The organism is Streptomyces sp. NPDC126510 (assembly GCF_040302345.1).
Taxonomy (GTDB): Bacteria; Actinomycetota; Actinomycetes; order Streptomycetales; family Streptomycetaceae; genus Streptomyces.
In genome coordinates this window covers 59,328-83,656 of sequence record NZ_JBEORR010000019.1, presented here as the reverse complement: position 1 = coordinate 83,656, position 24,329 = coordinate 59,328, and the positions used below count along the sequence as shown (strand labels likewise).

20 protein-coding genes are annotated in these 24,329 nt (G+C 72.4%); 2 read left to right on the top strand and 18 right to left on the bottom strand.

The window, feature by feature from the left end:
* Positions 1-29: 29 nt before the first annotated feature.
* On the bottom strand, positions 30-443 hold the full coding sequence (locus ABTX60_RS25790; protein ID WP_053671759.1) for a globin: 414 nt from the start codon (positions 441-443) through the stop codon (positions 30-32).
* Positions 444-521: 78 nt separating this feature from the next.
* Between ABTX60_RS25790 and ABTX60_RS25785 the strand changes: the two genes are divergently transcribed.
* Complete coding sequence (locus ABTX60_RS25785; protein ID WP_352099374.1) at positions 522-1,505, top strand: methyltransferase domain-containing protein; 984 nt, start codon at positions 522-524, stop codon at positions 1,503-1,505.
* A 19-nt stretch (positions 1,506-1,524) separates the two neighbouring features.
* On the opposite strand, the gene ABTX60_RS25780 is transcribed toward ABTX60_RS25785, so the two are convergent.
* The 14 genes from ABTX60_RS25780 to ABTX60_RS25715 form a co-directional block, all read right to left on the bottom strand.
* Positions 1,525-2,961, bottom strand: a complete 1,437-nt coding sequence (locus tag ABTX60_RS25780) for an FHA domain-containing protein (protein WP_352099373.1) — start codon at positions 2,959-2,961, stop codon at positions 1,525-1,527.
* 32 nt (positions 2,962-2,993) lie between these two features.
* Complete coding sequence (locus ABTX60_RS25775; RefSeq protein ID WP_352099372.1) at positions 2,994-4,340, bottom strand: vWA domain-containing protein; 1,347 nt, start codon at positions 4,338-4,340, stop codon at positions 2,994-2,996.
* A 99-nt stretch (positions 4,341-4,439) separates the two neighbouring features.
* Positions 4,440-5,849 carry a PP2C family protein-serine/threonine phosphatase gene (locus ABTX60_RS25770; RefSeq protein ID WP_352099371.1) on the bottom strand — a complete coding sequence of 470 codons (1,410 nt, stop codon included), beginning with the start codon at positions 5,847-5,849 and terminating at the stop codon, positions 4,440-4,442.
* Positions 5,850-5,852: 3 nt separating this feature from the next.
* Positions 5,853-8,399, bottom strand: a complete 2,547-nt coding sequence (locus ABTX60_RS25765) for a serine/threonine-protein kinase (protein ID WP_352099451.1) — start codon at positions 8,397-8,399, stop codon at positions 5,853-5,855.
* 17 nt (positions 8,400-8,416) lie between these two features.
* Positions 8,417-9,754 carry a coiled-coil domain-containing protein gene (locus tag ABTX60_RS25760; RefSeq protein ID WP_352099370.1) on the bottom strand — a complete coding sequence of 446 codons (1,338 nt, stop codon included), beginning with the start codon at positions 9,752-9,754 and terminating at the stop codon, positions 8,417-8,419.
* A 68-nt stretch (positions 9,755-9,822) separates the two neighbouring features.
* A complete protein-coding gene (locus ABTX60_RS25755; protein WP_352099369.1) occupies positions 9,823-10,875 on the bottom strand; it encodes a glutamate ABC transporter substrate-binding protein in 1,053 nt (350 codons plus the stop codon).
* Entirely contained in the window at positions 10,872-12,323 is a 1,452-nt protein-coding gene (locus tag ABTX60_RS25750) for a GlnX family signal transduction membrane protein (RefSeq protein WP_352099368.1), read from the bottom strand. The genes ABTX60_RS25755 and ABTX60_RS25750 overlap by 4 nt, the downstream gene beginning before the upstream one ends.
* 446 nt (positions 12,324-12,769) lie before the next feature.
* Positions 12,770-13,741, bottom strand: a complete 972-nt coding sequence (locus ABTX60_RS25745; protein WP_352099367.1) for an N-acetylglucosamine kinase — start codon at positions 13,739-13,741, stop codon at positions 12,770-12,772.
* Positions 13,732-14,997: a 6-phospho-beta-glucosidase gene (locus ABTX60_RS25740; RefSeq protein ID WP_352099366.1), complete on the bottom strand. Its 1,266-nt coding sequence runs from the start codon at positions 14,995-14,997 to the stop codon at positions 13,732-13,734. Before ABTX60_RS25740 ends, ABTX60_RS25745 begins: the two co-directional genes overlap by 10 nt.
* A gap of 2 nt (positions 14,998-14,999) precedes the next feature.
* Entirely contained in the window at positions 15,000-15,893 is an 894-nt protein-coding gene (locus ABTX60_RS25735; RefSeq protein WP_352099365.1) for a carbohydrate ABC transporter permease, read from the bottom strand.
* Entirely contained in the window at positions 15,890-16,834 is a 945-nt protein-coding gene (locus ABTX60_RS25730) for a carbohydrate ABC transporter permease (RefSeq protein WP_352099364.1), read from the bottom strand. Before ABTX60_RS25730 ends, ABTX60_RS25735 begins: the two co-directional genes overlap by 4 nt.
* Positions 16,835-16,836: 2 nt before the next feature.
* The gene (locus ABTX60_RS25725; protein ID WP_352099363.1) at positions 16,837-18,174 is read right to left on the bottom strand and encodes an ABC transporter substrate-binding protein; all 1,338 of its coding nucleotides are present in this window, start codon (positions 18,172-18,174) and stop codon (positions 16,837-16,839) included.
* A gap of 70 nt (positions 18,175-18,244) precedes the next feature.
* Positions 18,245-19,456: an ROK family transcriptional regulator gene (locus ABTX60_RS25720; protein WP_352099362.1), complete on the bottom strand. Its 1,212-nt coding sequence runs from the start codon at positions 19,454-19,456 to the stop codon at positions 18,245-18,247.
* Positions 19,457-19,684: 228 nt separating this feature from the next.
* Positions 19,685-20,764, bottom strand: a complete 1,080-nt coding sequence (locus ABTX60_RS25715; RefSeq protein WP_502992394.1) for a mechanosensitive ion channel family protein — start codon at positions 20,762-20,764, stop codon at positions 19,685-19,687.
* A gap of 341 nt (positions 20,765-21,105) precedes the next feature.
* Between ABTX60_RS25715 and ABTX60_RS25710 the strand changes: the two genes are divergently transcribed.
* Positions 21,106-21,642 carry an HNH endonuclease gene (locus ABTX60_RS25710; protein WP_033314199.1) on the top strand — a complete coding sequence of 179 codons (537 nt, stop codon included), beginning with the start codon at positions 21,106-21,108 and terminating at the stop codon, positions 21,640-21,642.
* Positions 21,643-21,742: 100 nt separating this feature from the next.
* Here ABTX60_RS25710 and ABTX60_RS25705 read toward each other — a convergent pair whose 3' ends face one another.
* The 3 genes from ABTX60_RS25705 to ABTX60_RS25695 are packed head-to-tail and all read right to left on the bottom strand — an operon-like array spanning position 21,743 to position 24,311.
* On the bottom strand, positions 21,743-23,098 hold the full coding sequence (locus ABTX60_RS25705; RefSeq protein ID WP_352099361.1) for an FtsX-like permease family protein: 1,356 nt from the start codon (positions 23,096-23,098) through the stop codon (positions 21,743-21,745).
* Positions 23,095-23,781, bottom strand: coding sequence for an ABC transporter ATP-binding protein (locus ABTX60_RS25700; protein WP_352099360.1), 687 nt, complete (start codon positions 23,779-23,781; stop codon positions 23,095-23,097). Before ABTX60_RS25700 ends, ABTX60_RS25705 begins: the two co-directional genes overlap by 4 nt.
* Entirely contained in the window at positions 23,778-24,311 is a 534-nt protein-coding gene (locus tag ABTX60_RS25695; protein WP_352099359.1) for a PadR family transcriptional regulator, read from the bottom strand. Before ABTX60_RS25695 ends, ABTX60_RS25700 begins: the two co-directional genes overlap by 4 nt.
* Positions 24,312-24,329: the final 18 nt, after the last annotated feature.

The window sequence follows — 24,329 nt, the reverse complement described above, 5'->3', positions numbered from 1 at the left end:
CAGCGCCGCCCGGCAGTGCCCCGCAGGCGTCAGCCCGCGGTGTTGACCATCGAGGCCGCCGCGTACGTCAGGTAGTTCCACAACGTGTGCTCGTGCTCCTCGGACAGGCCGAGTTCCTCGACGGCCACCCGCATGTGCTTCAGCCACGCGTCGTGCGCCGCACGGTCCACCGCGAAGGGGGCGTGCCGCATTCGCAGCCGGGGGTGGCCGCGGTTCTCGCTGTACGTCGTGGGGCCGCCCCAGTACTGGATGAGGAACAGCACGAGGCGCTCCTCGGCCGGGCCCAGATCCTCCTCGGGGTACATCGGCCGCAGCAGCGGGTCCTCGGCGACTCCCTCGTAGAAACGGTGGACGAGCCGACGGAAGGTCTCCTCCCCGCCGACCTGCTCGTAGAAGGTCTGCTCCTGAAGCGTGCCGCGCCGAATCTCATTCACGCGATCCATGGTCTCAGACGCCCCGGCATAGGACTCAAGACCTAGGACCCCGCCCCTGCGGCCGGACCCTGCCCCTACTGTGGAGACATGGGCGGGCACGCACCCGGCAGGGACATCGACTCTCTCGCCGCCGACGCGCGGGCGGCGCTGGTGCGGCGGATCGAGGCGAGCGGGGCCTGGGCCGCCGACCCGGGCTGGCGGGAGGCCTTCGCGGCGGTCCCGCGGCACCTCTTCGTGCCGTATTACTACGTGGGTGTCGCCGGCGGCTATGAACGCCGCTGGCGCGAGAGCGCCGACCCCGCGGCGCGGGAGCGATGGCTGCGCGGCGCCTACGAGGACACTCCACTGGCCACCCGGCTGCGCGACGGCGAGCTGCTGTCCTCCAGCAGCCAGCCGTCCCTGATGGCGGACATGCTGGCCGCGCTGCGCGTCGAGGACGGTCACACGGTCCTGGAGATCGGTGCCGGCACCGGCTACAACGCGGCGCTGCTGTCCCATCGGCTGGGCGACGACCAGGTCACCACCGTCGACCTCGACCCGGAGATCACCGAGTCGGCCCGCCGGCACCTGGACGCGGCCGGGTATCACCCGGCGGTCGTCACCGGCGACGGTGCCCGGGGCGTGCCCGAGCGCGCCCCGTTCGACCGGATCATCGCCACCTGCGCCCTGGGCGGCGTCCCGCGCGCCTGGGTGACCCAGAGCCGTCCCGGCGGCCGGATCCTCATGCCGCTCGCCACCGGCCTGATCGTGCTCACGGTGACCGGCGTGGGGCATGCCGAGGGGCGTTTCCTGCACACGCCCGCCTACTTCGTGCCGCTGCGCGGCGCCGGCCGGCCCGGGGGCGATCCGGTCCAGCTGGGCGGGGTGCCGCACCGGGCGCGGGAGGACGACCTGTTCCGGTTCCTGCTGGCGCTGACCCGGGGCAGCCTGGACCCGCAGGAGGCCCACGCGCTGTGGGAGCAGGAGGGCAGGCCGCAGCGCGAGCGCTACGGCATCACGGTCGGCGAGGACCGGGAATGGGCCTGGCTGGACGACCCGGAGGGGCCGTACGCCTGGCCCCTCCCGTCGTGAACGATCTCAGTGAACGGTCTCAGCCGCGGCGGATCGTGATCGTCGTCCAGGCGCCCACGTGCACCCGGTCGCCGTCCTGGAGAGGAACGGGGACGAACGGCTGGATCGGTTCATCCGAGCCGTTGACCGTCGTGCCGTTCGTCGAGTTCTGGTCGACGACCGCCCAGCTGCCGTCCGGCTGCTGGACCAGCACCGCGTGCTGGTGCGAGACGCCCGGGTCCTCCGGCGGCGTCGACAGGTCGATGTCGGGGGTGTCACCGGTGGAGTGCCGGCGGCGGCCGATCGTGAGCTGGTTGCCGGTGAGCGTGCGCTGCTGCTCGGGCGAGTACGCGGGCAGGTTCAGGCCCGCGGCCTCGGGGCCGGAGCGCTGCATCATCGCCATGAAGTAGTCGCGGTCCGGGCCGATGGTCGCGGTCCACGTCGCGGGTCCCTGCGGCGCCTGGGGCTGCTGTGGGAAACCGCCGGGGCCGGGCGGGGCCTGGGTCGCGCCGGGCTGCGGGTAGCCGTAGCCGCCCTGGCCGGGGCCGCCCTGGCCGCCCGGGCCGGACGTCGGCGGGGAGATCACCCAGTCGTCGTCACCGCCACCGAAGGACGGACCGCCCTGCTGCGGGGGCCGCTGGGTCTCCTGCGGGAACCCGGGCGGGGCCGGCGGGCCGGACTGGTGGAACGCCTGCGGAGCACCGCCGGGACCACCAGGACCGCCGGGTCCGGGCGGGGGCGGAACCGGCCGCGAGGGGTCGGCACCGAAGCCGCCGGGGCCACCCGGGCCGCCGAAGCCGCCGGGACCACCGGGACCACCCGGGCCGGGAGGGCCGCCGAAGCCGCCGGGACCACCCGGGCCGCCGGAACCGCCGGGGCCGGGCGAGGTCGGGGCACCGCCGGGCTGCGGGAAGCCGTAGCCACCGCCCTGCTGAGGGCCACCGGGGCCACCGGGGCCACCGGGGCCGCCCGGGCCGGGGCGGCCGGACGGGTCGCCGCCGAACGGCGGGATCGGCTCGGCCGGGCGGTTGATCTGCGACGGGCGGGAGCCCTGGTACTCGTAGGAGTCACCGCCGCCGTACGACGGGCCGGGGGGCGGGCCGCCCTGCTGGCCCGGTGGCTGGAAACGCACACCCGGACCGGGCGGAGGGGCCGCGGGGGTGTACGACGTCGCCGTGTTCGTCAGGAAGTTCCACCGGCACTCCTCGCAGAACGGGGCGCCGCCCTCACGCGGCGTACGGCACTGCGGGCAGAGCTCCGGCTCGGCGTGCGGTACGGCGGACAGGTGCGGCGGACGTCCACCGGGCTGGCCGCCGGGGCCCTGCGAGCCGCCCTGGCCGGCGGGGGGCGGGAAGCCGTAGCCGCCGGGCGGGGGCGGCGGGGGAGGAGGCGGAGGCACGGCACCCGCCATGCGGTGACCGCAGACCTCGCACCAGTCGTCGGAACCCGACTGGTGTCCGTTCGGGCAGGTCGGCATGTCGGCGCGTCCCTCCTTCGATCTCTTCTAGGTCACTTCTTGACGCGAACGGTCTTGGTGGAACGGGTTTCGAGCGTCATCTCGTCAGCCTCCGCGACCTTCGCCTTCAGTCGCACAGTACCGGTCGCGGCGTCGACCACGTCCACCACCTTCGCAAGCAGTTTCGCAGTATCGGCGTTCCCGGAGGCACTCGCGAGCTGAACGGCCCGGCCCAGTTTGGCCGTTGCGCCATCCATATCTCCGGACTTGCGAAGATCCAGTCCTTGTTGGATGACTTGTGCCAGTTCGGCCTGCCCGGTGTAGTGGGCGACCTGAGGGTTGATCGACGTCGAGGCGACCATGTCGTCCGTCCACACGGCCCGCACGAGACCCTGCGCGCCGAGGTTCTGGACGCTGCCGTCGGACTGCGGAATGACCAGCGAGATCCGGCCCGCCAGCATCTCCTGCCCGATGTTCGCGACCGGGACCTCGATGCAGACGTGGTAGTCACGCGACTCGTCTCCCCAGGAACCGAGGGGGTAGTCGCCGGCGCGCGGGCCCGCCTCGGTGCGCCGGCCGGTCAGGTCCTCGACCGTCGGTGCGACCTGCTTGACGAACCTCACGGTCGTGTTGACGGGGGTCCACAGCCGCAGGGAGACGTCCGCGACCTCCTTGCCCATCGCCGTCTCCATCATCTTCGTGAAGTCCGCGGCGAGCGCGGCCGGATCGGCGACGATGTCGGCGGTGCCGAGCAGGGCGGAGGCGATCCCTGTGACTTCTTTCACTTCCCAGTCGGTGCCCACGCCGCGCGCGTCACAGGTGAAGCGTCCGGCGCACGCGTCGAGCGCGGCCTTCAGGTCCTGCGGCGACTCGTGCTCGTTGCGGCCGTCGGTGAGCAGGATGCCGTGCCGGATCGCGACGTCCGCGGAGGACAGCAGGCGGTCGGCCAGTTTCAGCCAGGTGCCGATGGCCGTGCCGCCGCCCGCGCTGAGCGAGCGCAGTGCCTGCTTGGCCTGCTCGCGCGTGGTGGCGTCGGCGACCGCGACGCGCCCGCCGCCCGGGTAGACCTCCTTCGCCAGGTGCGTCCCGCCGATCACCGCGAAGTGCACGCCGTCGCGCAGGGTGTCGATCGCGGCGGCCGTGGCGTCGCGGGCGTTGCGCATCTTGGTCGGCGGGTAGTCCATCGAACCCGAGCAGTCGACCATGATCGCCACGGCGGCGGACGGGCCCTGGCCGGGCGAGTAGAGGTGGGGCGCCGCGACCGCGCTGCCGATCGTGCCGCCGCCGGTCGCCGTCACCGTGACGATGGCGTTGACCTCGCCGGTGCCCTCCGGCAGGTACTCGTTCTGGTAGACGTCCACCGAGAACTGGGGCACGTTCGATTTCGAGAAGTTGGCCATGCCTGCTTCGATCCCCCTTCAAAGCCCCCGCCGCTGCGGGGTGATGACGGTAGGCGGACCGGTCCCCTCCGGTCCGCCGAGGCGTCCCCGTACGTGGCCTCAGGCCGATCCTGCCCCCTGGGGCACGGCCGGGAACGGCACGAGCGCCACTGTTACGTTGTCGTGGCCCCCGCCGTCCAGGGCGTGGCCGAGCAGCACCCGGGCGCTGTGCAGCGGATGCGTGGCCGCGTCGGGCGGGACGATCCGGGCCATCTCCTCGGCCGCCTCCGCGTAGTTCCACAGGCCGTCCGTGCAGACCACCACCACGCCGGGCCGGTCCGGCTTGAACGCGGCGGTGTGCGGTTCCAGCTCGTAGGCGTCCGCGCCGAGCCAGCCGGTGATCGCGTGGGCGCGATCGTCGGCGTAGGCCTCGGCCTCGTTCATCAGGCCCGCGGCGACCATCTGCGCGGCCCAGGAGTCGTCCTCGGTGAGCCGGGCGGGGGGAGCGCCGCGGTCGACCGGGACCCAGTAGGCGCGGCTGTCGCCTACCCAGCCGACGATCAGCAGGCCGGACGTCACCACGGCGCCGACGATGGTGCAGGCGGGGGCGTTCTGGTGAGGGGCCTGCTCGAGAGCCGTGGCGGGCTCCGCGGCGAGCGAGTTGACGGCGCGCGAGGCGGCGAGGATCGCGTCGTGCATCGCCTGCTGCGGGTGCGTGCCACGTGGCAGGGCCGCCAGCAGTGTCTCGCCCGCCGCCTTGGACGCCGCCGCGGAGGCGTCGTCGGGGCGGGTCGCGGAGGAGACGCCGTCGCAGACGATCGCGACGGAGGCGGGGGAGCCGTCGGGCAGCGTGGTGGTGCCGATGGCGAACGCGTCCTCGTTGCGGTGGTGGCGCAGGCCGCGGTCGCTGACCGCGGCCAGGGGGCCGGACTCCTGCTCCATGTGGTCCCGTTCGCGCGGCTGGGCGTGGCCGCAGTTCTCGCAGTAGCCGTCGTCGTCCACGCGGCCGGCCCGGCAGGCGACGCAGACCTTGCCGCCGGTGCCCGCGGCCTGGACCGCCGGCTCGGCGGACGCCCGTGGGTCCGGTGCCTGGAGGAGGTACTCGTCGGGCTGTGTCTGGTAGATCTCCGGCGACGCGGCAGACCCGTCGGGTTGCCGCGGCCGGTCGAACCGCACGCCCGCGGTGGGCGGGGCGCTCGGCGGCGGGGGTGTTTCCGGCGGCAGGGCGGAGCCGCCCGAGTCCGTGCCCGGCAGGTCCGTCGGCAGGTGCACCGCATCCGGGGCACCCGTGCCGTCCGGCCCGGGCGCGGGCCAGGCCGTGCCGGCGGGGGGCGCCGACGGCGGCTCGGGATACTCACCGGCCGGGGCGCCCTGGGCGGGCACCGAGCCGTTCATGGTGATGGTCGGGTTGTCCTGCGGCCGTTCGGGCACGGCGGACAGGTCGTATCCGCACGCGCCGCAGAAACGGTCACCCGACTCGAGGGGTTCCTCGCAACTCGGGCAGGCGGACAACTGGGGCATCTGCGACATCAACTACACCCACGTCCGGGGGCGGTAACGATTGGCACGTTCCACCAGGTCGATCCTCTCCTCGCCGCCCCGCGCCAGCCGGGCCAGCGTGCGGTACGAGCGTTCCAGACCGAAACGCAGGCCCCGCTCGTCCAGGCCGCTGCCGAGCAGCGTCCGTCCCCCGGCGGCGGGAGGGGCGGAACCCTGGCCCCCGGAGAGTACCCAGTCCAGCGCGCAACCGAGGACTTCGGCCGACAACTGCTCCCGTCGCGCCGGATCCAGACCGTACGCCTCCAGCGCCTCGACCTGCGCGGCGGAGGCCGTCAGGTCCCCCAGGAACGCCGCGTCGGCGGCGGTCGGCGTGCGCTGCCGCAGCCGCGCCCGGACGGCCGCGACCCGCGCCGCCGTGTAGTGGATGGAGGATTCCGGGACCGACTCCAGCGTGCGTACGGCGCCGTGCCGGTCCCCGGTCGCCAGCTGGACGCGGGCCAGTCCGAACGCGGCGCTCACATAGCTCGGGTCGGTCGACCACACCAGCCGGTAGTACTCGGCGGCGTTGTCGAGCTGGCCCAGCACCTCCGCGCACAGGCCCAGCGCCAGCTTGGGCGCGATCTCACCCGGGAAGGCGTCGTAGATCGCGTCGAAGGCGAGGGCGGCGCCCTCGTCGTCGCCCGTCACCAGGGCTGCCAGGCCCCGGTACCAGACCACCCGCCAGTCGTCGGGCCGCTCACCCTCCAGCGAGACCAGCGCCTGCAGCGCCGCGGCCGGATCGCCTGTCTCCAGCCAGGCCCGGATCTGCCGCAGCCGCGTCTCGATCGACGGGGCCGGGGCGGCCGCCAGGGCGCCGAGCAGCTCGCCCGGCGCCGAGGTCATCAGACCGGCCAGGAAACCGGCATTGGGGTCGGTCGGGTCGACGCGCGGGACAGGCAGGGCGAAGGCGGCGGCCGGGGTGTCGACGGGCTTCACCAGACGGTGCGCGGGCCCGGGCCGCTGCGGATCGGGCAAGGAGGCGGGGAGGGCGGCACGAGCCCGGACCTGCGGCATCCGCGCCCCCAGGCGGGACACCTCGCCGTCCAGCCTTGGGAACAACTCCGTGTCGGTGACCCGCAGTTCCGGACCGAACAGCGTGGACAGGGCGGGGCGGGCGCGGCCCGTCTGGAGGGAGACGACCTCCCGCAGGACGCCCGTCAGCTGCTCGGTCATCTCCTGCGCGGAGGCGAACCGGCGGGCCGGGTCGGGGTCCGTGGCACGGACCAGGAGCCGGTAGAACGACTCGTACTGCCGGAACACCTCGATGTGGTCCGGGTCGGGCAGGGAGTCGGCGTAGACGTTCGTGTAGCCCTGGAAGTCGAACGTCATGACCGCCAGGGTCCGGGCGACCGTGTACAGGTCGCTCGCCACCGACGGGCCCGCCTCGGCCACCTCCGGCGCCTGGTAGCCGACCGTGCCGTAGATGGCCGACTCCTCGTCGTCCATCCTGCGCACCGCGCCCATGTCGATCAGCTTGAGCTGGTCCTCGGTCTGGATGGCGTTGTCGACCTTGAAGTCGCAGTACAGCAGGTTCCGGCTGTGCAGGTGCCCGAGCGCCTCCAGCGCCTCGATGCCGTACGCGCAGGCCTGCTCCACCGGCAGCGGGTCGCGTCTGCCCTGCGGGGTGCGGCGGGCGTTGGCGATCTCCTTGAGCGACTTGCCGCCGACGTACTCCATCACGATGTAGCCGTCGAGCGAGCCCGTGCGCTGGTCCAGATGCTCCACGAAGTTGTAGATCCGCACGATGTTGGCGTGCTCGATCTCCGCGAGGAACCGCCGCTCGGAGATCGCCGCGGCCATCGCGTCCTGGTCGCCCGTGTCCAGCAGGCCCTTCAGGACCACCCACCGGTCGGACACCGCCCGGTCGACGGCCAGGTAGATCCAGCCGAGCCCGCCGTGCGCCAGGCAGCCGACCACCTCGTACTGGCCGTGCACGACGTCCAGGGCCTTCAGCTTCGGCACGAACGAGTACGGGTGACCGCACTTGGTGCAGAAGCCCTCCGTACGGCCCGGCCGGTCGCCGCGCGCCCGCCCCACCGGGGCGCCGCAGTCGGAGCGTGAGCAGAACCGCTTCCGCTCGGGTACCTCCGGGTTGTCGAGGACCATCTCGCGCGGGTCGGGCCGCGGGATCGGCGGCACCTGCACCAGCCCGGCGCCCAGCCGGCCCCGGGACCCCGAGCCGGTCGACGAGCCGGAGCTGCGCACCGACACCGAGCGGCCCGTCGACGTGCCCGACAGGGACCGCGACAGACGCCCCGACACCGAGCGGCGGGACTTCGACGACTGGGACGACGTCCGCGAGCTGCGGCCGCTGGAGCGGGAACTGCCGCTGCCGGCCGACCCGCCGGAACCGCCCCTGCCCCCGGCGGTGATGCCCGTGGGAGGCGAACCGACCATGCCGTTCCCCGCGACGACCGGGGCCAGACCACAGGTGTCGCAGTACAGTTCACCGCCGCCGACGTCCTCGTACGTGCCCTCGCAACCCGGACGCTGACAGGTGCGTGGCGGCGCGCCGGCCGGCTCCTGCGGTGCCTGACTCATCGACTCCCCCTCGTCGCTCATGCGCCCGGCCCCCTCCGGTCGTCCTCCGGCACGCCCTGCTCCGGCAGCCGCGGGCCCCCGCCCAGCAGTTCCGCTGCCGCGTGCTGGAAGCGCAGCACCGCCTGTTCGGCGACGCGCAGGTCGCAGGGGGCGCTCCACAGCATGCGGCGCGCCTTCTCGTACCGCTCCATCAGCAGCGTGTCCTCGGCGAAGCCGTGCCGGGCGACCTTCGCCTTGTACGCGTCGAGACGGCCGCGCAGCTCGGCGCGGACCGCCAGCGGTGCGGTGACCTCCGTCAACGACTCGCGGGCGCGCAGCAGTTCGTCCTCGGCCTTCTGCTCCAGCGACTCCAGCAGCGGGGACAACCGGTGCCACTGCGCCTGCCTGCGGTACTCGGCCGCCGCCGCCAGCTGCTCCTGCAGCACGGTCGGCGGTCCGCTGACCACCGGCACCTCCGTCGCCGCGATCTTCGCGAGGACCTCGCCGCGTGCCGTGCGTGCCTCGGCGAGCGTGCGGTCCGCGCGGCTGAGGAGGTCCCGCAGCCGCACGATCCGCTTCTCGGCGTCCTGGCGGACCGTCAGCACGGCGTCGATCTCACGGCGTACGTCCTCCAGGGCGCGGGCCTCGCGGTCGTACACCGTCGTGTCCGGTCTGCCGCCGCCCGGCGCCGAACTGCCCTCCGCGGCCAGCCAGAACGCCAGCGGGTCGGAGACCACCTCCTCGCGCAACCTGGTCAGGACCCGCGTGATGCGCTCCAGGTCGTCACCGGCCGGGTGCTCGCCGGGGCGCACGCCGACCGAGTGCGCGAGCCGACGCGTGCGCTGGAGTTCGGCCGCGAGCAGGTCTATCCGGGCCGGCAGCGCCGACCAGACCGCGTCCGCGGCGACCACCATGTCCAGGCTCGCCGCGTACAGCCCGTTCATCCGGTCGACGAGGGTGCGCAGCGAGTGGCGTTCGCTCAGCTTGGCCGGACCGGAGTGCGGCGTCGGGGCGTTGGCCGTCGCCGTGGCGCTGCCCGCGACGGTCACCGAGTCGCCGTTCAGGAGCTCCGTCAGCTCCACCAGGTCCTCGCGGCTGGACCAGCGGCGGCGGGCCCGGACGTCGCGGGCGGAGCGCAGCGCGTCGGTGTAGGCGTCGAAGTAGGTCCACAGCAGCGTGATCGACGCCTCCGTGGACGTCCAGCGCTCCTGGGTGACTCCGGTGAGCTCGGCGCCCTCCAGGAGTCTGCGGCCCGCGTGGTCCTGCAGGGCGAGGAGCGAGGTCTCGATCGCCTCGTGCTCCGCGCCGAGCCGCGCCAGCGCACGGTCCACCTCGTCCCGGTCCATCACCGGCCCGGTGGATCCCGTGGCGCCCATCGATCACCTCTCGCTGCGGTCGTGCCCGTCGGGGCGTTCTCGGTCGTGGTCCGGCTGCGTGCCGGTCATCAGCTCGTGCGGAGGTACTGCGGTGCCGGCGGTTCCGACTTCTTCGCGTCCTTGCGCAAAGTCGCCGACAGCCATCGGTCGTAGGACGCCTGCCAGCCGTTCGCGGTGTCCTTGCGGTAGTCGACCAGGATCTGGTTGACCCGGCGTACCAGATCGTCCGCGTCCCTCTTCATCGCCACGCCGTAGTAATCGGTAGTGAAGGCGTCGCCCTTGAGCTCGACCGTCGGATCCTGTGCCGCCTGGCTCGCCGCGAGGGCGCCGTCGGTGACCACGGCGTCGACCTCGCCGAGCTGGAGCCGGACCAGACAGTCGAGTTGGTTCGGGACGGTGGTGGATATGTCGGTGTCGGCGGGCAGTTCGCCGGCCTCCTTGTCCCGCTCCAGCCTGGAGTGCGCCGTGGAGCCGGCCGCCGTGCAGACCTTGCGGCCCGCGAGTGTGTCGTCGTAGCCCTTGACGGGCGAGGACTTCGGGGCCAGGACCTGCTGGCCCGTCTTGAAGTAGGGCGCGGAGAAGGCCACGTCTCCGATGCGGTCGCAGGCGATCGTCATCGTGCGGACGACCATGTCCACGCGGTCGCCCTGGATCGCCGGGATGCGCTGGTCGGTGGGGATCGCCTTGAACTGGACGGCGTCCGGGTCGCCCAGGATGTCCTCGGCGATGCGGTGGACCAAGTCGATGTCGAAGCCCTCCAGCTCCGCGCTCTTGCCGCTGTTGGGGTCGCGGTAGCCCCACCGGTAGCTGTTCTGGTCGACGCCGACGATCAGTTTGCGCTTCCCGCCCTTGCGCTCCTTGATCGCCCGGATGGTGTCGCCGTCGGCGGAGGAGGGGGAGAGGGTCTGCTTCTCGGGAGCCACGCACTTCTTTTCCGCCTTGGTCTCGGCGGTCCGGGTGGTCGCGGTGGCGTTGCGGGCCGACGGCGTGGTCGTGGTGAGCGGCAGGCAGAGGGCCATCAGCGCCACCAGGGCGCAGACGACTGCCATCGCGGTCACTCCGCCCCAGCCCCTGAGCGTGTCTCGCACGGTCGTTCCTCCCTTCGCCCCTGGCCCGATCATCGGTACTCCGAGAGCCTGCGGCCGATGCCCAGGACCGCGCCCGCGGCGCCCAGCACCGCCAGTACGGCCACACCGGCCGGCATGCCCGTCAGCGCGGCACGGCCCTCGCCCGCCGCGCGCTTGAACTCCGTCTCCTCGTGCGCGAGTGCCGTGCGCAGGTTCTCGTCGACGCTGTCGAAGCACTCGCCGGTCGTGTCCTTGGTACCGATGACGCGGTCCAGCGCCTGCTGGTAGTTGCCGTACTCGTCCTGCTCACGGGCCGCGGCGTGGCGCTTCTTCCACACCTGCATGTTGCCCACGGCGGCGGTGACGGGGTGTTCGCCCGAGGTGTCGTCGGCGAGCTTCTCGGCTGCCGCCAGATACCGGGCCAGTTTCTTGATGTCCGTGCCGAAGTCGTAGTCGTAGGCGTCGTACGTCTCCTCACCGACCTTCTTCGTCTCCGCGCCCCGGGCCACCAGGGTCAGGTTCTCGTTGCCCCTGGCCTTGAGGGAGGCGATGCGCGCGTCGTGCAGCACGTTCAGGGAGCGGACGCCGTGGTCGAAGGAGTCGTTCAGGCCCGCGCGGGCGACGGTGTGGCCGACGACCAGCCACAGCAGGACGACCGTCGCCGTGGCGGTGGCGGCCACCAGGCCGTGGTTCAGGACTCTGTTCGTCCGCTGGTAGTTGCGGTGCTGGGCCCAGGCGAGGGCGGCCAGTGCGGCGACGCCGAGGGCGATGGCCGCCCAGGGGTAGGGCGTGGCGGCCGCGTAGTCCGCGCTCAGGCGCTGGTTCTCCTTCGTGTACAGGTCCTCCGCCGCCGGGAGCATCTGCTCCTGCATCTTCTCGTTGGCGTAGCGGAGGTAGGCGCCGCCGACGGGGAAGCCCTGCCGGTTGTACGTGCGGGCGCGCTCCACCAGGCCCTTGTACTCCGGGAGGAGGCGGTTGAGCTTGGCGATCGTCTCCGTGGACGGTGAGTCCGGCTCGGCGTTCGCGGCGGCGTTGACGAGCTTCTCGGCGGCCGTGCGGATGTCCCGCTCGTAGCGGTCGCGGGTGGCGGCCGACTCCTGGCCGCCGGCGAGGAAGCCGCTGGATGCGGCGGTGTTGGCGTCGGCGAGGGAGCGGTAGATGTCGGCGGCGTCCGAGCTGAGGGGCTGGCTGCGGGTGAGGACGTCGTCGGCGGCGGCCGCGCGGTCGGTCATCTGCCAGGCGGTGACGGCGCCGAAGGCGATGACGAGGAGGGCCAGCAGGGCGCCGATGATGCGCAGGCGGCCGGGCTCGGTGGTGGCGGCGGAGCGCAGGCGGTCGAAGCCCTCGGCGAACGCGGTGCGGCGGGGGTCTGCCGGGGGTGTCGGGGGCGCGGGAGCGTTTTCGGGGGGCCGGGCGGGGGGTGCTGCCTGTGCCGGGACCGCCGGCAGGACGGGCAGGGCCCGGCCCGGTGGTGGTGGGCTGCTCTTCGGCGTGTGCGTCATTGTGACCTCCCCCGTGGTCATCCGTCGCCGCAAGTATCGCTGCCGGGACTGACATCCGCACCGGCCTTGCCCTGATCTTGATCGGATCGCAGCGTGGCGCACCGCCCCCAGGCGCCACCCCTTGTCCAGGAACACGTACGGGGGGTTGGTTCGGTTCCCGTGGGGTGGTGGGTGTGGCTGCGGCGGCCCGTGCGGCTGGGTGGGGGTGCGCGTCTTCGCGTGACGCCGGTGGGGGGTCGGGGCCGCGCCGGGGGGTGTCCGTCCTCGGAACGGCGCGATGGGCTTGCACGCCGACTGACTGTGTGTTGACGCGCCAACCGCTGCGGGCGGACACCCCCCGACACGGCCCCTTCTCGCCGTGCGCGGGTGCGGGCGCGTCTCCGCTCGGCTGCGGGCAGTCGTGCCGCTGGGCGCAGCGGCACCCTGCTCCGTCCGGCCTCAGCGATTCACATGCCGTAGTACCTCCGCAACCGACTCTGCGCCCCCTCGCCCGAGCCCACCCTGTCCAGGCCCAGCAGCGCAGCCCCCAGCACCGGGCTCGCCGTCACCACCTGGGGGACCGCCTTGGGGGCGCGTTTCTCGAGCAAGTGCTCGATGCGGTTGTTGAGTTGGGGGTGCCGGGCCGCCAGGACGCCGCCGCCGAGGAGGACCGGTGTCGGCTCCTCCAGGAGCTCCAGGCGGGTCAGGGCGACCACGGCCATGGAGACCACCTCCTCGGCCTGGCGCTCGATGACCGCCCGGGCGATGGTGTCTCCGTCGGCGGCCGTGGCGAAGAGGACCGGGGTCAGTTCGTGGCGCCGGAGTGCCGGGATGTGCCCCAGGTGGAGCGCTTCCACCAGGGCGTACACGGAGGGCAGACCGAAGTGGGCGGGGAGGGTGTGGGACAGGGCGGTGGGGGCGCCGCGGCCGTCCTCCGCCCGGGACGCGTGCCAGAGGGCCTCCTCGGACAGGCCCCAGCCGCCGCCCCAGTCGCCCGAGACCCTGCCCAGTGCCGGGAAGCGGGCGGTGCGGCCGTCGGGGCGCATGCCCACGCAGTTGATGCCGGCGCCGCAGACGACCGCCACACCCCGGGGCTCGGTGACTCCGGCCCGCAGGATCGCGAAGGTGTCGTTGCGGACCGTCGCCGTTCTGCTCCAGGCGCGCGCCCGCAGCGCCCCGGCCAGGCGCTCCTCCTCGACGGGGAAGTCGGCGTTGGCGAGGCAGGCCGAGACGTGGGTGACCGAGGTGAGTCCGGCGGTGGTGAGAGCCCGTGTCACCGTTTCGGCGAGGGCGTCCATCGCCGTGTCGACGCCCACGGCCGGGGGACGGAAGCCGCCTCCGCGTGCTGTGGCGAGGACGTCGCCGTCCGCCGTGACGATCGCGACGTCCGTCTTGCTGTTGCCCGCGTCGATGGCGAGGACTCGTGCGGTCAGGCCCACGCGAGGTGCTCCCGGTTGTGGGCGATCAGCCGGTCGGTGAGCGTCTCGGCGTACGCGTACTGGCCGATGAGGGGGTGAGAGAGGAGGGCGCGGAAGACGCGGTCCCTGCCGCCGTGCAGGGCGGCCTGGAGGGCCAGGTCCTCGTAGGCCGTCACGTGGGCCATCAGGCCCGCGTGGAGCGGGTTCACGGGGTGTACGGGCAGGGGGGACGCGCCCTTGGACCCCACCGCCGACTGGACCTCGATCACCGCGTCGTCGGGGAGGAAGGGGAGCGTGCCCCGGTTGTACGTGTTCACCACCTGGTACGGCGAGCCGCCGCCGCCCAGCAGGGCCGCCGCCAGGTCCACGGCGGCCTCGGAGTAGAAGGCACCGCCCCGCTGGGCGAGCAGTTCCGGTTTCTCGTCCAGGGCCGGGTCGGCGTACATCGCGAGCAACCTGCGTTCCATCGCCGCCACTTCCACCGCGCGGGACGGCTTCGTCCGCAGTTCCCGGACGACCTCGTCGTGCGCGTAGTAGTAGCGCAGGTAGTAGGAGGGGACCACGCCCAGGGTGTCCAGCAGGGGGCGGGGCAGGCGGAGGTCCGCCGCGATCGTGTCGCCGTGCTCGCCCAGCAGTTTCGGCAGGACGTCCTCGCCCTCGGGGCCGCCGAGGCGTACGGCCGTCTCCCAGGTGAGGTGGTTCAGGCCCACGTGGTCCAGGTGGATCCCGGACGGTTCCGTGGACAGCAGGGCCGCGAACTTGCGCTGCAGACCGATCGCCACGTTGCACAGGCCCACCGCCTTGTGGCCCGCCTGGAGCAGGGCGCGGGTCACGATGCCCACCGGGTTCGTGAAGTCGATGATCCAGGCGTGGGGGCTGGTGCGGCGGACACGGTCCGCGATGTCCAGGACGACCGGGACCGTGCGCAGGGCCTTGGCCAGTCCGCCGGCGCCGGTGGTCTCCTGGCCCACGCAGCCGCATTCCAGGGGCCAGGTCTCGTCCTGCTCGCGGGCCGCCTGTCCACCCACGCGGAGTTGGAGGAGGACCGCGTCCGCGCCGTCCACCGCCTCGTCGAGGTCGCTGGTCGTGGTGACGCGGGCCGCGTGGTCCTGGCGGGTGAAGATGCGCCTCGCCAGGCCGCCGACCAGGTCGAGGCGGTCCTGGGCCGGGTCCATCAGGACCAGTTCCTCGACGGGCAGGGTGTCCCTCAGACGGGCGAAGCCGTCCACGAGTTCGGGGGTGTAGGTCGAGCCTCCGCCGACCACGGTGAGTTTCATGTCTAGCCCTTCACTCCGGTGAGCGTGACACCCTCGACGAACGCCTTCTGGGCGAAGAAGAACACGAGGATCACGGGGGCCATGACCAGCACGGTGGCGGCCATGGTGAGGTTCCAGTCGGTGTGGTGGGCGCCCTTGAACGACTCCAGGCCGTAGGAGAGCGTCCAGGCGCCCGGATTCTCCGAGGCGTAGATCTGGGGGCCGAAGTAGTCGTTCCACGCGTAGAAGAACTGGAAGAGCGCCACCGCGGCTATGCCCGGTCTGGCCATCGGGAGAACGACTTTGAGGAGGGTGCGCAGGTCGCCGCAGCCGTCGACCCTCGCCGCGTCCAGGTATTCGTCGGGGATCGTGGTGAGGAACTGGCGCAGCAGGAAGATGGAGAACGCGTCGCCGAACGCCATGGGGATGATCAGCGGCCAGAGCGTGCCGGACAGGTCCAGCTGTTTCGCCCAGAACAGGTACATCGGGATGACGACCACCTGTGGCGGCAGCATCATCATCGAGATGACCAGCATCAGGGCCAGGTTGCGGCCCCGGAAGCGGAACTTGGCCAGGGCGTAGGCGACGGGGATCGAGGAGAGGACCGTGAGGACCGTGCCCAGGCCCGCGTAGAGCAGGGTGTTCTTCCACCAGGTGAGGAAGCCGGGGGTGTCGAAGACCTCGGCGTAGTTGCCCCACTCCCAGGTGTGCGGGATCAGGTCGCGGCTGAGTGCCTGGCTGTCGCTCATGAGGGAGGTGAGGAGGACGAAGACGAAGGGGAGCGTGAAGAAGAGGGCCGCCGCGATGCCGAGGGAATGGACCGCGATCCACTCCAGCAGCGCCCTGCGGCGGGCCGTGCGTTCCGCCGGTGACGGGGGTGTCCTCAGCTCCAGGGGTCTGTCGAGTACCTGCGTCATCGTTCACCTGCCTGGATCAGGCCGCCCCTGCGGCGCATCAGAAGGGCCGTGAAGGCCATGGAGAGGGCGAAGAGGACCAGGGCGACCACGCAGGCCGAGCCGTAGTCGAAGCGCTGGAAGCCCAGGTTGTAGACGAGCTGGGGGAGGGTGAGGGTCGACTTGTCGGGGTAGCCGGGCTCGAACTGTGTTCCCGCGCCCTGGATCACGCCCGAGGCGACCTTTCCGGCGATCAGCGGCTGGGTGTAGTACTGCATCGTCTGGATCACGCCCGTGACGACGGCGAACATGACGATCGGCGAGATGTTCGGGAGCGTGACGTAGCGGAAGCGCTGCCAGGGGCTCGCGCCGTCCAGCTCGGCCGCCTCGTACTGCTCCTTCGGCACGTCGAGCAGGGCCGCCATGAAGATGACCATCAGGTCGCCGATGCCCCACAGGGCCAGGAGGGTCAGGGCCGGCTTCGACCAGGTGGGGTCGTTGAACCAGCCCGGGGTGGGCAGGCCGATCTTCTCCAGGATCGAGTTGACCGGGCCCGTACCGGGGTTGAGGAGGAACGCGAAGGCCATCGTGGCCGCCACGGGCGGGGCCAGGTACGGCAGGTAGAAGAGGGTGCGGAAGACGCCCGTGGCCGTCTTGACCTTGGTGATGAGCAGGCCCACGCCCAGGCCGAAGACGACCCGGAGCGTGACCATGACGACGACCAGCCACAGCGTGTTGCGCAGGGCGGGCCAGAAGAAGGGGTAGTGCCCGAAGACGTACACCCAGTTCTTCGTGCCGCTCCACACGGGCGGCTGGAAGCCGTCGTAGTGCATGAAGGAGAAGTAGACGGTGGAGAGCAGGGGATAGGCGAAGAAGACCGTGAAGCCGATCAGCCAGGGGGAGAGGAAGGCGAGGGTGCGCAGGGTGGAGCGGCGCTGTCTCGCCCGCAACGTGGAGGTGCTCATGGCTACTTCGCCTGCGCGATGTCCGTGTCGATCTGCCGGGCCGTCTCCCGGAGACCCTTGTTCAGATCGGTCGCCTTGCCGCTCTCGTAGTCGTAGCCGAACTGCTGGATCGTGGTGAGGTAGACACCGCCGTTGACGGACGCGGGGGCCGTCGTGGAGTCCGGGTTGGCGGCGATCTCCAGGAACGTCTTGAAGCGCGGGTCGTACTTCAGCTTCGGGGACTTCAGGGCCGCCAGCGTCGAGGGCACGTTGTGGATGGCGTTGGAGAAATTCACCACCGCGTCCGTGTCCGTCGAGATGTACTTCACCAGCTCCCAGGCGGCGTTCTGCTTCTTGCTGGTCGCCGCGATACCGGCGATCGTGCCCGTGATGTAGCCCTTGCCGTACTGGTCGGCCCGGTCGTCGGGGACGGGCAGCGGGGCGACGCCGATGTCGAACTTCGGCTTGGTGGCCAGGGCCATGCCCAGGCGCCACTCGCCGTCGAGCTGCATGGCGACCTGGCCGGTGTGGAACGGGTGCTTGGGGCCCCATTCGTCGCCGAGCTTCGAGCGGTAGGTCTCCAGCCTGCGGTAGCCGCCGAGTGCGTCGACCAGCTTCTTCTGCACCGTGAAGGCCTGGGCGAAGGCCGGGTCCTTCGCGACGTTCGACTTGCCGTTCTTGTCGAAGTACGTCGGGGAGAACTGGCCGAGGTAGTGCTCGGTGGTGGTTTCCCAGCCGTGGTAGTTCGGCATGAAGCCGAGCTGCTTGTAGGTGTCGCCCTGGGGGATCGTCAGTTTCTCGGCGGCCTTCTCGAATTCCGACCAGGTCTTCGGCGGGCTGGTGATGCCGGCCTTCTTGAACGCCGTCTTGTTGTAGTAGAGGCCGTACGCGTCGCCGAGCAGGGGGACCGCGCAGCGGTTGCCGTCGAACCGGGTGTACTCGTTCATCGCCTTCGGGAAGGTCTGCCGCGGGTCGATGCCCGACTTCTCGAAGAACGGGTTGAGATCCACCAGGGCACCCGAGGAGCAGAACTTTCCGACGCTGTTCGTGGTGAACGACGAGATGACGTCCGGGGCCTTGGCGCCGCCGGTGCGCAGGGCCTGGTTCATCTTGTCGTCCGTCATGTTGCCGACGACGTCGACGTGGATGTTGGGGTGCGCCTTCTCGAATCCGGCGACCAGGTCCTTGACGGCCTTCACCTCCGAGGGCGCGCTCCAGGCGTGCCAGAAGGTGAGGGTCGTCTCCTTGGACGCGTCGTCGCTCGCGCCCGCGTCCGACTGGCCGGTGCAGGCCGTGGCGAGGAGGGCGAGGGAGGCGGAGACGGCGACAGCGAAAGCCGTTTTTCTGGGCATTCCGGGCATGGCAGGGCTCCCTGAGGCACGGGGGAAGAAGGGGATTACCGGGAGGGGGGGTGGGGTCAGCGGGAGATGATCAGCGAGAGGTGTCGAAGACCTCGTCGCGGGTGGTCGCGAGCGCGCTCTCCAGCGCGCCGCGCAGCACGGGGTGTTCACGGACGTCGCCCACGACCAGGCGCGGGCGGGACGCGGCCAGCTCTTCCAGTTCGGCCTGGACGAGCGCGCGCAGCGGCTCGCCGCCCGAGGTGAGGACGGCGCCGCTCAGCACGACGAGCTCGGGGTCGAGGACCGAGACCAGCGAGGCCAGACCGGTGGCCAGCCGGGTCGCGTAGGTCCGGAGGAGGTGCAGGTGGGCGTCGTCGCCGGCCTGTGCCGCCCTGGCCAGCAGGCCGGCGGCGGCCTCGGCGTGCGGGGCCTGCGGGGCGTCCTCGATGCCGAGTTCGCGGGCCAGGCGCGGGACGGCCTGGGAACCGGCCAGCTCCTGGTAGCCGCCGCTGTTGGCCCTGGTGACCTGGCGGACCAGCGGCGTGCCCGGCACCGGCAGGAAGCCGACCTCGCCGGCGCCGCCGGTCCAGCCGCGGTGCAGCCGGCCGCCGAGGACCAGGGCGGCGCCCAGGCCCTCCTCGTTCCACAGCAGCACGAAGTCCGTGTGGCCCCGGGCCGCCCCGAGGCGCTGTTCGGCGAGTGCGACCAGGTTGACGTCGTTCTCGTACTCGAACGGCATCGGCAGGGCGGCGGCGAGCTCGTCCAGCAGGGTGGGGGAGTGCCAGCCGGGGAGGTGGGAGGCGTAGCGCAGCCGGCCGGTGGTGGGGTCGAAGGCGCCGGGGGTGCCGATGACGAGGCGGTGGATGTCGTCCCGGGCGAGTCCGGCCGCCTTCACCGCGCCGTCCAGGGCGTCGGTGACCTGCTGGACGACCGGGGTGCCGGTGCGCCTGCCGGGGGTGGGCAGCTCGTGGCGGCCGATCGTGCGCCCGGTGATGTCGGCGACGGCGGCGAGGATCCGCTGCGGGGTGACGTCGAGTCCGGCGGCGTGACCGGCCGCGGGGTTGACCTCGTAGAGCTGGGCGCTCGGGCCGGGCCGGCCTTCGGTGGTGCCGGTGGCCAGGACGAGTCCCGCCGCCTCCAGGCGGGCCAGGAGCTGGGAGGCGGTCGGCTTGGACAGGCCGGTGAGCTTGCCGATCCGGGTGCGGGACAGTGGTCCGTGCTCCAGCAGCAGGTCCAGGGCGGCCCGGTCGTTCATGGCGCGCAGGACGCGCGGGGTGCCCGGCGTGCCGGCGGTTCCTGCCATGCGTGTCCACACCTGCCCTTCAGCTGTTCAGCCTCTCAGTGATCAGGCGGGGAAGTCCATGGGGAGGCCGCTCCCTCGATCACTGTTAGGAAAGTTTCCTATCGGTGGGAGGAAGGTAGGCCCGGCGCCCCGCGGGCGTCAATAGGGGACGGCCTGCCGTCATCCGGACATACGAGAGGGCGGTGTCCGGCCGAACCGGACACCGCCCTCCGCGTACGTGGGGTGCCGCTATTTCGTGGTGCTCGTCGGCGCGGCGGGAGTGAGCGGGGACGCCGCCGCCGACTGCGGGGACCCCGTGTTCGCGTACACCGACGGCGCGGCCATGCCCGCCGTCGGGTCGACCGGCTGCTCCTCCACCGGGGCCGTGGCGCCACCGACGATCCGGATGTCCGCCGCGTCGAAGGCCCGCTTGACGCGCCAGCGCAGCTCGCGCTCCACGGTCAGCGACTTGCCGGGCATCGTCTTGGCGGTGACGCGCACGACCATGGAGTCCAGCAGCACGCTGTCCAGGCCGAGGACCTCGATGGGGCCCCACAGCAGTTCGTTCCAGGGTTCCTCGGCGCTCATCTTCTCGGCCACCTCGTCCAGGGTGGCCTTCACCTTGTCCAGGTCCTCGCCGGCGTGGACGGTGACGTCGACGTTGGCCGTGGCCCAGCCCTGCGAGAGGTTGCCGATGCGCTTGACCTCGCCGTTGCGGACGTACCAGATCTCGCCGCCGTCACCACGCAGCTTGGTCACGCGCAGGCCGACCTCGATCACCTCGCCGGAGGCGACGCCCGCGTCGATCGTGTCGCCGACGCCGTACTGGTCCTCCAGGATCATGAAGACGCCGGACAGGAAGTCGGTGACGAGGTTGCGGGCACCGAAGCCGATCGCGACACCGGCGACACCGGCCGAGGCCAGCAACGGGGCGAGGTTGATCTGGAAGGTGCCCAGGATCATCAGCGCGGCCGTGCCGATGATCAGGAACGACGCGACCGAACGCAGCACCGAGCCGATGGCCTGCGAGCGCTGCCGCCGGCGTTCGACGTTGACGAGCAGGCCGCCGAGCGCGCTGCCGTCGACGGACTGCACGGTCCGGTTCATGCGGTCGATCAGCTTGGTGATCGCCCGGCGTACGAAGACCCTCAGCACCGCGGCTATCACCACGATGAGCAGGACCCTCAGCCCGATCGCGAGCCACGTCGACCAGTTCTGCTCGACCCAGCCGGCGGCGTTCGTCGCGCTCTCCTGGGCGTCCTGGAGCGAAGGCACTCTCGGGGACTGGGTCTCCGAGGGGGTCGGCGACGGTGACGGGTCGGCGGCCATCAGGACGGCGTCCGCGAGGGACAGGGACACGGCAGGTACCTCCAGGTGCAGCGGTCCGCCCCGGTGCGGTGGTTGAGGGGTCAAGGTCACGGCAGGGTCACCGAAGGGGCAGAACCACCACACTAACGGGGCATTGTGTGTGCTCTCGCGGAATGTGTGAAGGAGAGACCGTGCTCACCTGGGCTTGAACAGGCCGTGATCCGGGGGATGAATGGGATGTGGTCGAAAACACTCCCAGCCCGTTACGGGGACATGGTGGCGCTTCCACCAGGCATGAGGGGAGACTGGCTACGAATCGTCCCGGCGCGAGCCACGCGCCGCCGGCGTCCAAGGAGGCATCCGTGCCGCATGTCCTGGTCCTCAACGCGTCGTACGAGCCGCTAGGTGTCGTACCGCTCCGCCGCGCGCTCGTCCTCGTCCTCGAGAACAAGGCCGTCTGCCTCGAGGAGTCCGGCGCCTATCTGCACAGCGCGACCGTCACAGTCCCCGCACCCAGCGTGGTCCGGCTCAAGCGATTCGTCCGGGTTCCCTATCGGGGGCCCGTTCCTCTGACCCGCCGGGCGCTGTTCGCCCGCGACGGGGGCCGGTGCATGTACTGCGGTGGCGTCGCAACCAGCGTCGACCACGTCATCCCGCGCAGCCGCGGGGGCAAGCACGTCTGGGACAACGTGGTGGCGTCCTGCCGCCGCTGCAACCACGTGAAGGCCGACCGGCACCTCTTCGAGATCGGCTGGCGGCTGCGCCACAAGCCCGCCCCGCCGTCGGGCCTGGCCTGGCGCATCATCGGGACCGGCCATAGGGACCCGCGCTGGCTGCCGTACTTGCAGCCGTACGGCGCGGAGGACGCCATGGCCCGGATCGACGGCATTTCCGCCTGACGAGGATCCGGGCCTTCGTACTGCCGAACACGTGTGAGCCGGCCCCGGGGGCCCCCTGTTCCCCCGGGGCCGGCCTGTCATGGGCCGGCCGTGCCGGCGCTCACGCGTACCGCAGCTCCGCCGGCCGCACCGAGCGGCCCAGCAGCGGCAGTGAGGTCGCCGCGGCGAGCAGGCAGCCGGCGTAGACGGCCACGGGCACCAGGGCCGCCGCCCAGGGGAACGGGTGACCGGTGAGCAGCGCGTAACAGGTGGCGATGGCCGTCCCGCCCAAGCCCGCGAGCAGCACCGCCGGTGCCAGCGGCAGCGCGGTCTCCAGCAGCAGGGCCCGGCCGAGGACCGCGCGCGGCACCCCGGCGGCGACCTGCGCGGCCAGACCGCGGCGGCGGGTGGCCAGGGACTCGGCCGTGCCGACGGCGAGGCCCGACAGCGTGATCGCGAGGGCGACCGCGAGGGCGACGCCGGTGAGGTCCAGGCCGGTGATGTAGTAGTCCGGGCTCGCGGCGAGCTGCTTGCCGGAGCGCACCTCGGCGAGGAGCACCGCGCGCACGCCCATGAAGCCGCCCCCGACGACCGTCACCAGCAGCACCGCCGCGTGGGTACGGGCAGCAGCCCACGGGTCGTCGCGCAGCCGCTCCGCCGCGATCAGCGCCGCCGCCGACCGGGCCCGGGCCGCGAGGACCCGTCCGGTCACCTTGGCCGCGGCTCCGGAGAGCCACACCGCGCCCGCGCCGACCGCGAGCACCACACCCACCATCGTCAGCGGCGGCCCGGCGTAGGGCCGGTTGGGGGCGGCCGTGGATGTGCCGAGCACGGCGACCAGCGTCATCACCCCGACGAGCACGACCCCGGCAAGGAACAGCAGCCCCGGCCCCCGCCCGGTGCGCGGCCCGAGCCGGCGGACCCAGCCGAGGGGCGAGGCCACGACCCGGCGCAGCGCCAGCGCGCCCGCTGCCGCGCCCAGCAGCGGTACGCCGACCGCGACCAGGGTGATCCCCGCCCAGGTCAGGGCGGTCGGCCGGTCCCACAGGCGCAGCAGGACCAGCACAGAGAAGACGGTGGCGACCGCCGAGCCCAGCAGACAGGCCAGACCGGTCTCCAGTGCGGCGATCCGTCGCACCTGCCAGGCTGTCGCCCCGGCCAGCCGCAGCCCGGCCAGCCGCCGGTCGCGGTGCACCGCCCCGATGCGGGCGCACTGTCCGAGGAACCCGAGCACGGGCACGAGCAGGAGCATCAGGCTGGTGATCACGCCCGCCCGGGTGCCCGGCTCGTTCAGGAGCCCCGCGGCGACGGGCACGTTGTGGCCGCCGCGCAGGGACGCCAGGGCGACGGCGGCCAGGGCGAACCCGGTCGCGAGCGCCGCCCCCGTCGCCGTGAGGGTGACGCGCCACCACTCACCGCGGTCGGAACCGCGGGTCAGTTCCCAGGCGAGACGCAGATCGGCCTTCAGTGACGTCATGCCGTCACCCCCAGCGCCGCCACGGCCCCGTCCCGCAGCTGGACCTCGCGGTCCGCGTACGCGGCGACCTGGGCGTCGTGCGTGATCAGCAGGACGGCCGTACCCGACTCACGGGCTGTGCGGACGAGGGCCGTCATGACCTGCTCGCCGGCCAGGGAGTCCAGCGCGCCCGTCGGCTCGTCGGCGAAGACCACCCTCGGGCCGGTGACCAGGGCCCGGGCCAGTGCGGCCCGCTGCGCCTGGCCGCCGCTAAGCTCGCCCGGCCGCAGGTCCTCCTGGCCCCGCACCCCGAACCGCTCCAGCCACTCACCGGCCCGGGCCCGGGCCTCCGCCCGGCCGGTGCCCGCCAGCAGCAGGGGCAGGGCGGCGTTGTCCAGGACCGTGAGCTCGGGGATGAGCTGCCCGAACTGGAACACCACGCCGAACTCGGTGCGCCGCAGCTCGCTGAGCCGCTTCTCGGGCAGGTCCTCCAGGCGCCGGCCGTCGTAGGTGACGGACCCGGCGTCCGGGCGGACGATGCCGGCCAGGCAGTGCAGCAGCGTCGACTTCCCGCTGCCGCTCGCGCCGGTCACGGCGAGGATCTCGCCGGCGTGCAGGTCGACCGAGGCGCCGCGCAGGGCGGGGGTCCGGCCGTGCGCCTTGGTGAGACCGGCGGCCGTGAGAAGGGGCACGGGTCTGCTCATGCTGCGTCGACCTCCGCGGTCAGGGTGGTGAGCCGGGCCGCGGTGGTGTTCATCCAGCGGAGGTCGGCGTCGAGGTGGTTGAGGGCGTAGTCCGCCGAGAGCACGGTCGCGAGATCGGCTCCCTCGGCGGCCTTGACCGCCGTGAGTTCCCGCATGCGCTCCATGTGCGCGGCGCGCTGGGCGCTCAGGTACAGGGCCGGGTCGCCGCCCGAGAGGATCGCGACCACGACCTTGGCGAAGATCTCGTTCGCGACGAAGGGCGCGGGTGGTGCGATCTCCCCGGCCCACCGGGCCAGTTCGCGGCTTCCCTCGTCGGTCGTCCGGTACGCCGTGCGCTCCGGGCCGCCGTCCGAGCCGGTGCCGTCGACCTCGGCGAGGCCGTCCCGCACCAGGCGCTGCAGGGTCGTGTAGACCTGCCCGTAGGCCAGTGGGCGGGCCTGCGGGAAGCGTTCGTCATGGCGCCGCTTGAGGTCGTAGCCATGGCTCGGACCTGTCGCGAGCAGGCCCAGCAGGATGTGGCGGGTGCTCATGCCGATCATTATGCACCG

Excerpts from the sequence above, each read along its gene's own strand:
- ABTX60_RS25790 (WP_053671759.1), bottom strand. The coding sequence starts at position 443 with ATGGATCGCGTGAATGAGATTCGGCGCGGCACGCTTCAGGAGCAGACC.
- ABTX60_RS25785 (WP_352099374.1), top strand. The coding sequence starts at position 522 with ATGGGCGGGCACGCACCCGGCAGGGACATCGACTCTCTCGCCGCCGAC.
- ABTX60_RS25780 (WP_352099373.1), bottom strand. The coding sequence starts at position 2,961 with ATGCCGACCTGCCCGAACGGACACCAGTCGGGTTCCGACGACTGGTGC.
- ABTX60_RS25775 (WP_352099372.1), bottom strand. The coding sequence starts at position 4,340 with ATGGCCAACTTCTCGAAATCGAACGTGCCCCAGTTCTCGGTGGACGTC.
- ABTX60_RS25770 (WP_352099371.1), bottom strand. The coding sequence starts at position 5,849 with ATGTCGCAGATGCCCCAGTTGTCCGCCTGCCCGAGTTGCGAGGAACCC.
- ABTX60_RS25765 (WP_352099451.1), bottom strand. The coding sequence starts at position 8,399 with ATGAGTCAGGCACCGCAGGAGCCGGCCGGCGCGCCGCCACGCACCTGT.
- ABTX60_RS25760 (WP_352099370.1), bottom strand. The coding sequence starts at position 9,754 with ATGGGCGCCACGGGATCCACCGGGCCGGTGATGGACCGGGACGAGGTG.
- ABTX60_RS25755 (WP_352099369.1), bottom strand. The coding sequence starts at position 10,875 with ATGATCGGGCCAGGGGCGAAGGGAGGAACGACCGTGCGAGACACGCTC.
- ABTX60_RS25750 (WP_352099368.1), bottom strand. The coding sequence starts at position 12,323 with ATGACGCACACGCCGAAGAGCAGCCCACCACCACCGGGCCGGGCCCTG.
- ABTX60_RS25740 (WP_352099366.1), bottom strand. The coding sequence starts at position 14,997 with ATGAAACTCACCGTGGTCGGCGGAGGCTCGACCTACACCCCCGAACTC.
- ABTX60_RS25735 (WP_352099365.1), bottom strand. The coding sequence starts at position 15,893 with ATGACGCAGGTACTCGACAGACCCCTGGAGCTGAGGACACCCCCGTCA.
- ABTX60_RS25730 (WP_352099364.1), bottom strand. The coding sequence starts at position 16,834 with ATGAGCACCTCCACGTTGCGGGCGAGACAGCGCCGCTCCACCCTGCGC.
- ABTX60_RS25725 (WP_352099363.1), bottom strand. The coding sequence starts at position 18,174 with ATGCCCGGAATGCCCAGAAAAACGGCTTTCGCTGTCGCCGTCTCCGCC.
- ABTX60_RS25720 (WP_352099362.1), bottom strand. The coding sequence starts at position 19,456 with ATGGCAGGAACCGCCGGCACGCCGGGCACCCCGCGCGTCCTGCGCGCC.
- ABTX60_RS25715 (WP_502992394.1), bottom strand. The coding sequence starts at position 20,764 with ATGGCCGCCGACCCGTCACCGTCGCCGACCCCCTCGGAGACCCAGTCC.
- ABTX60_RS25705 (WP_352099361.1), bottom strand. The coding sequence starts at position 23,098 with ATGACGTCACTGAAGGCCGATCTGCGTCTCGCCTGGGAACTGACCCGC.
- ABTX60_RS25700 (WP_352099360.1), bottom strand. The coding sequence starts at position 23,781 with ATGAGCAGACCCGTGCCCCTTCTCACGGCCGCCGGTCTCACCAAGGCG.
- ABTX60_RS25695 (WP_352099359.1), bottom strand. The coding sequence starts at position 24,311 with ATGAGCACCCGCCACATCCTGCTGGGCCTGCTCGCGACAGGTCCGAGC.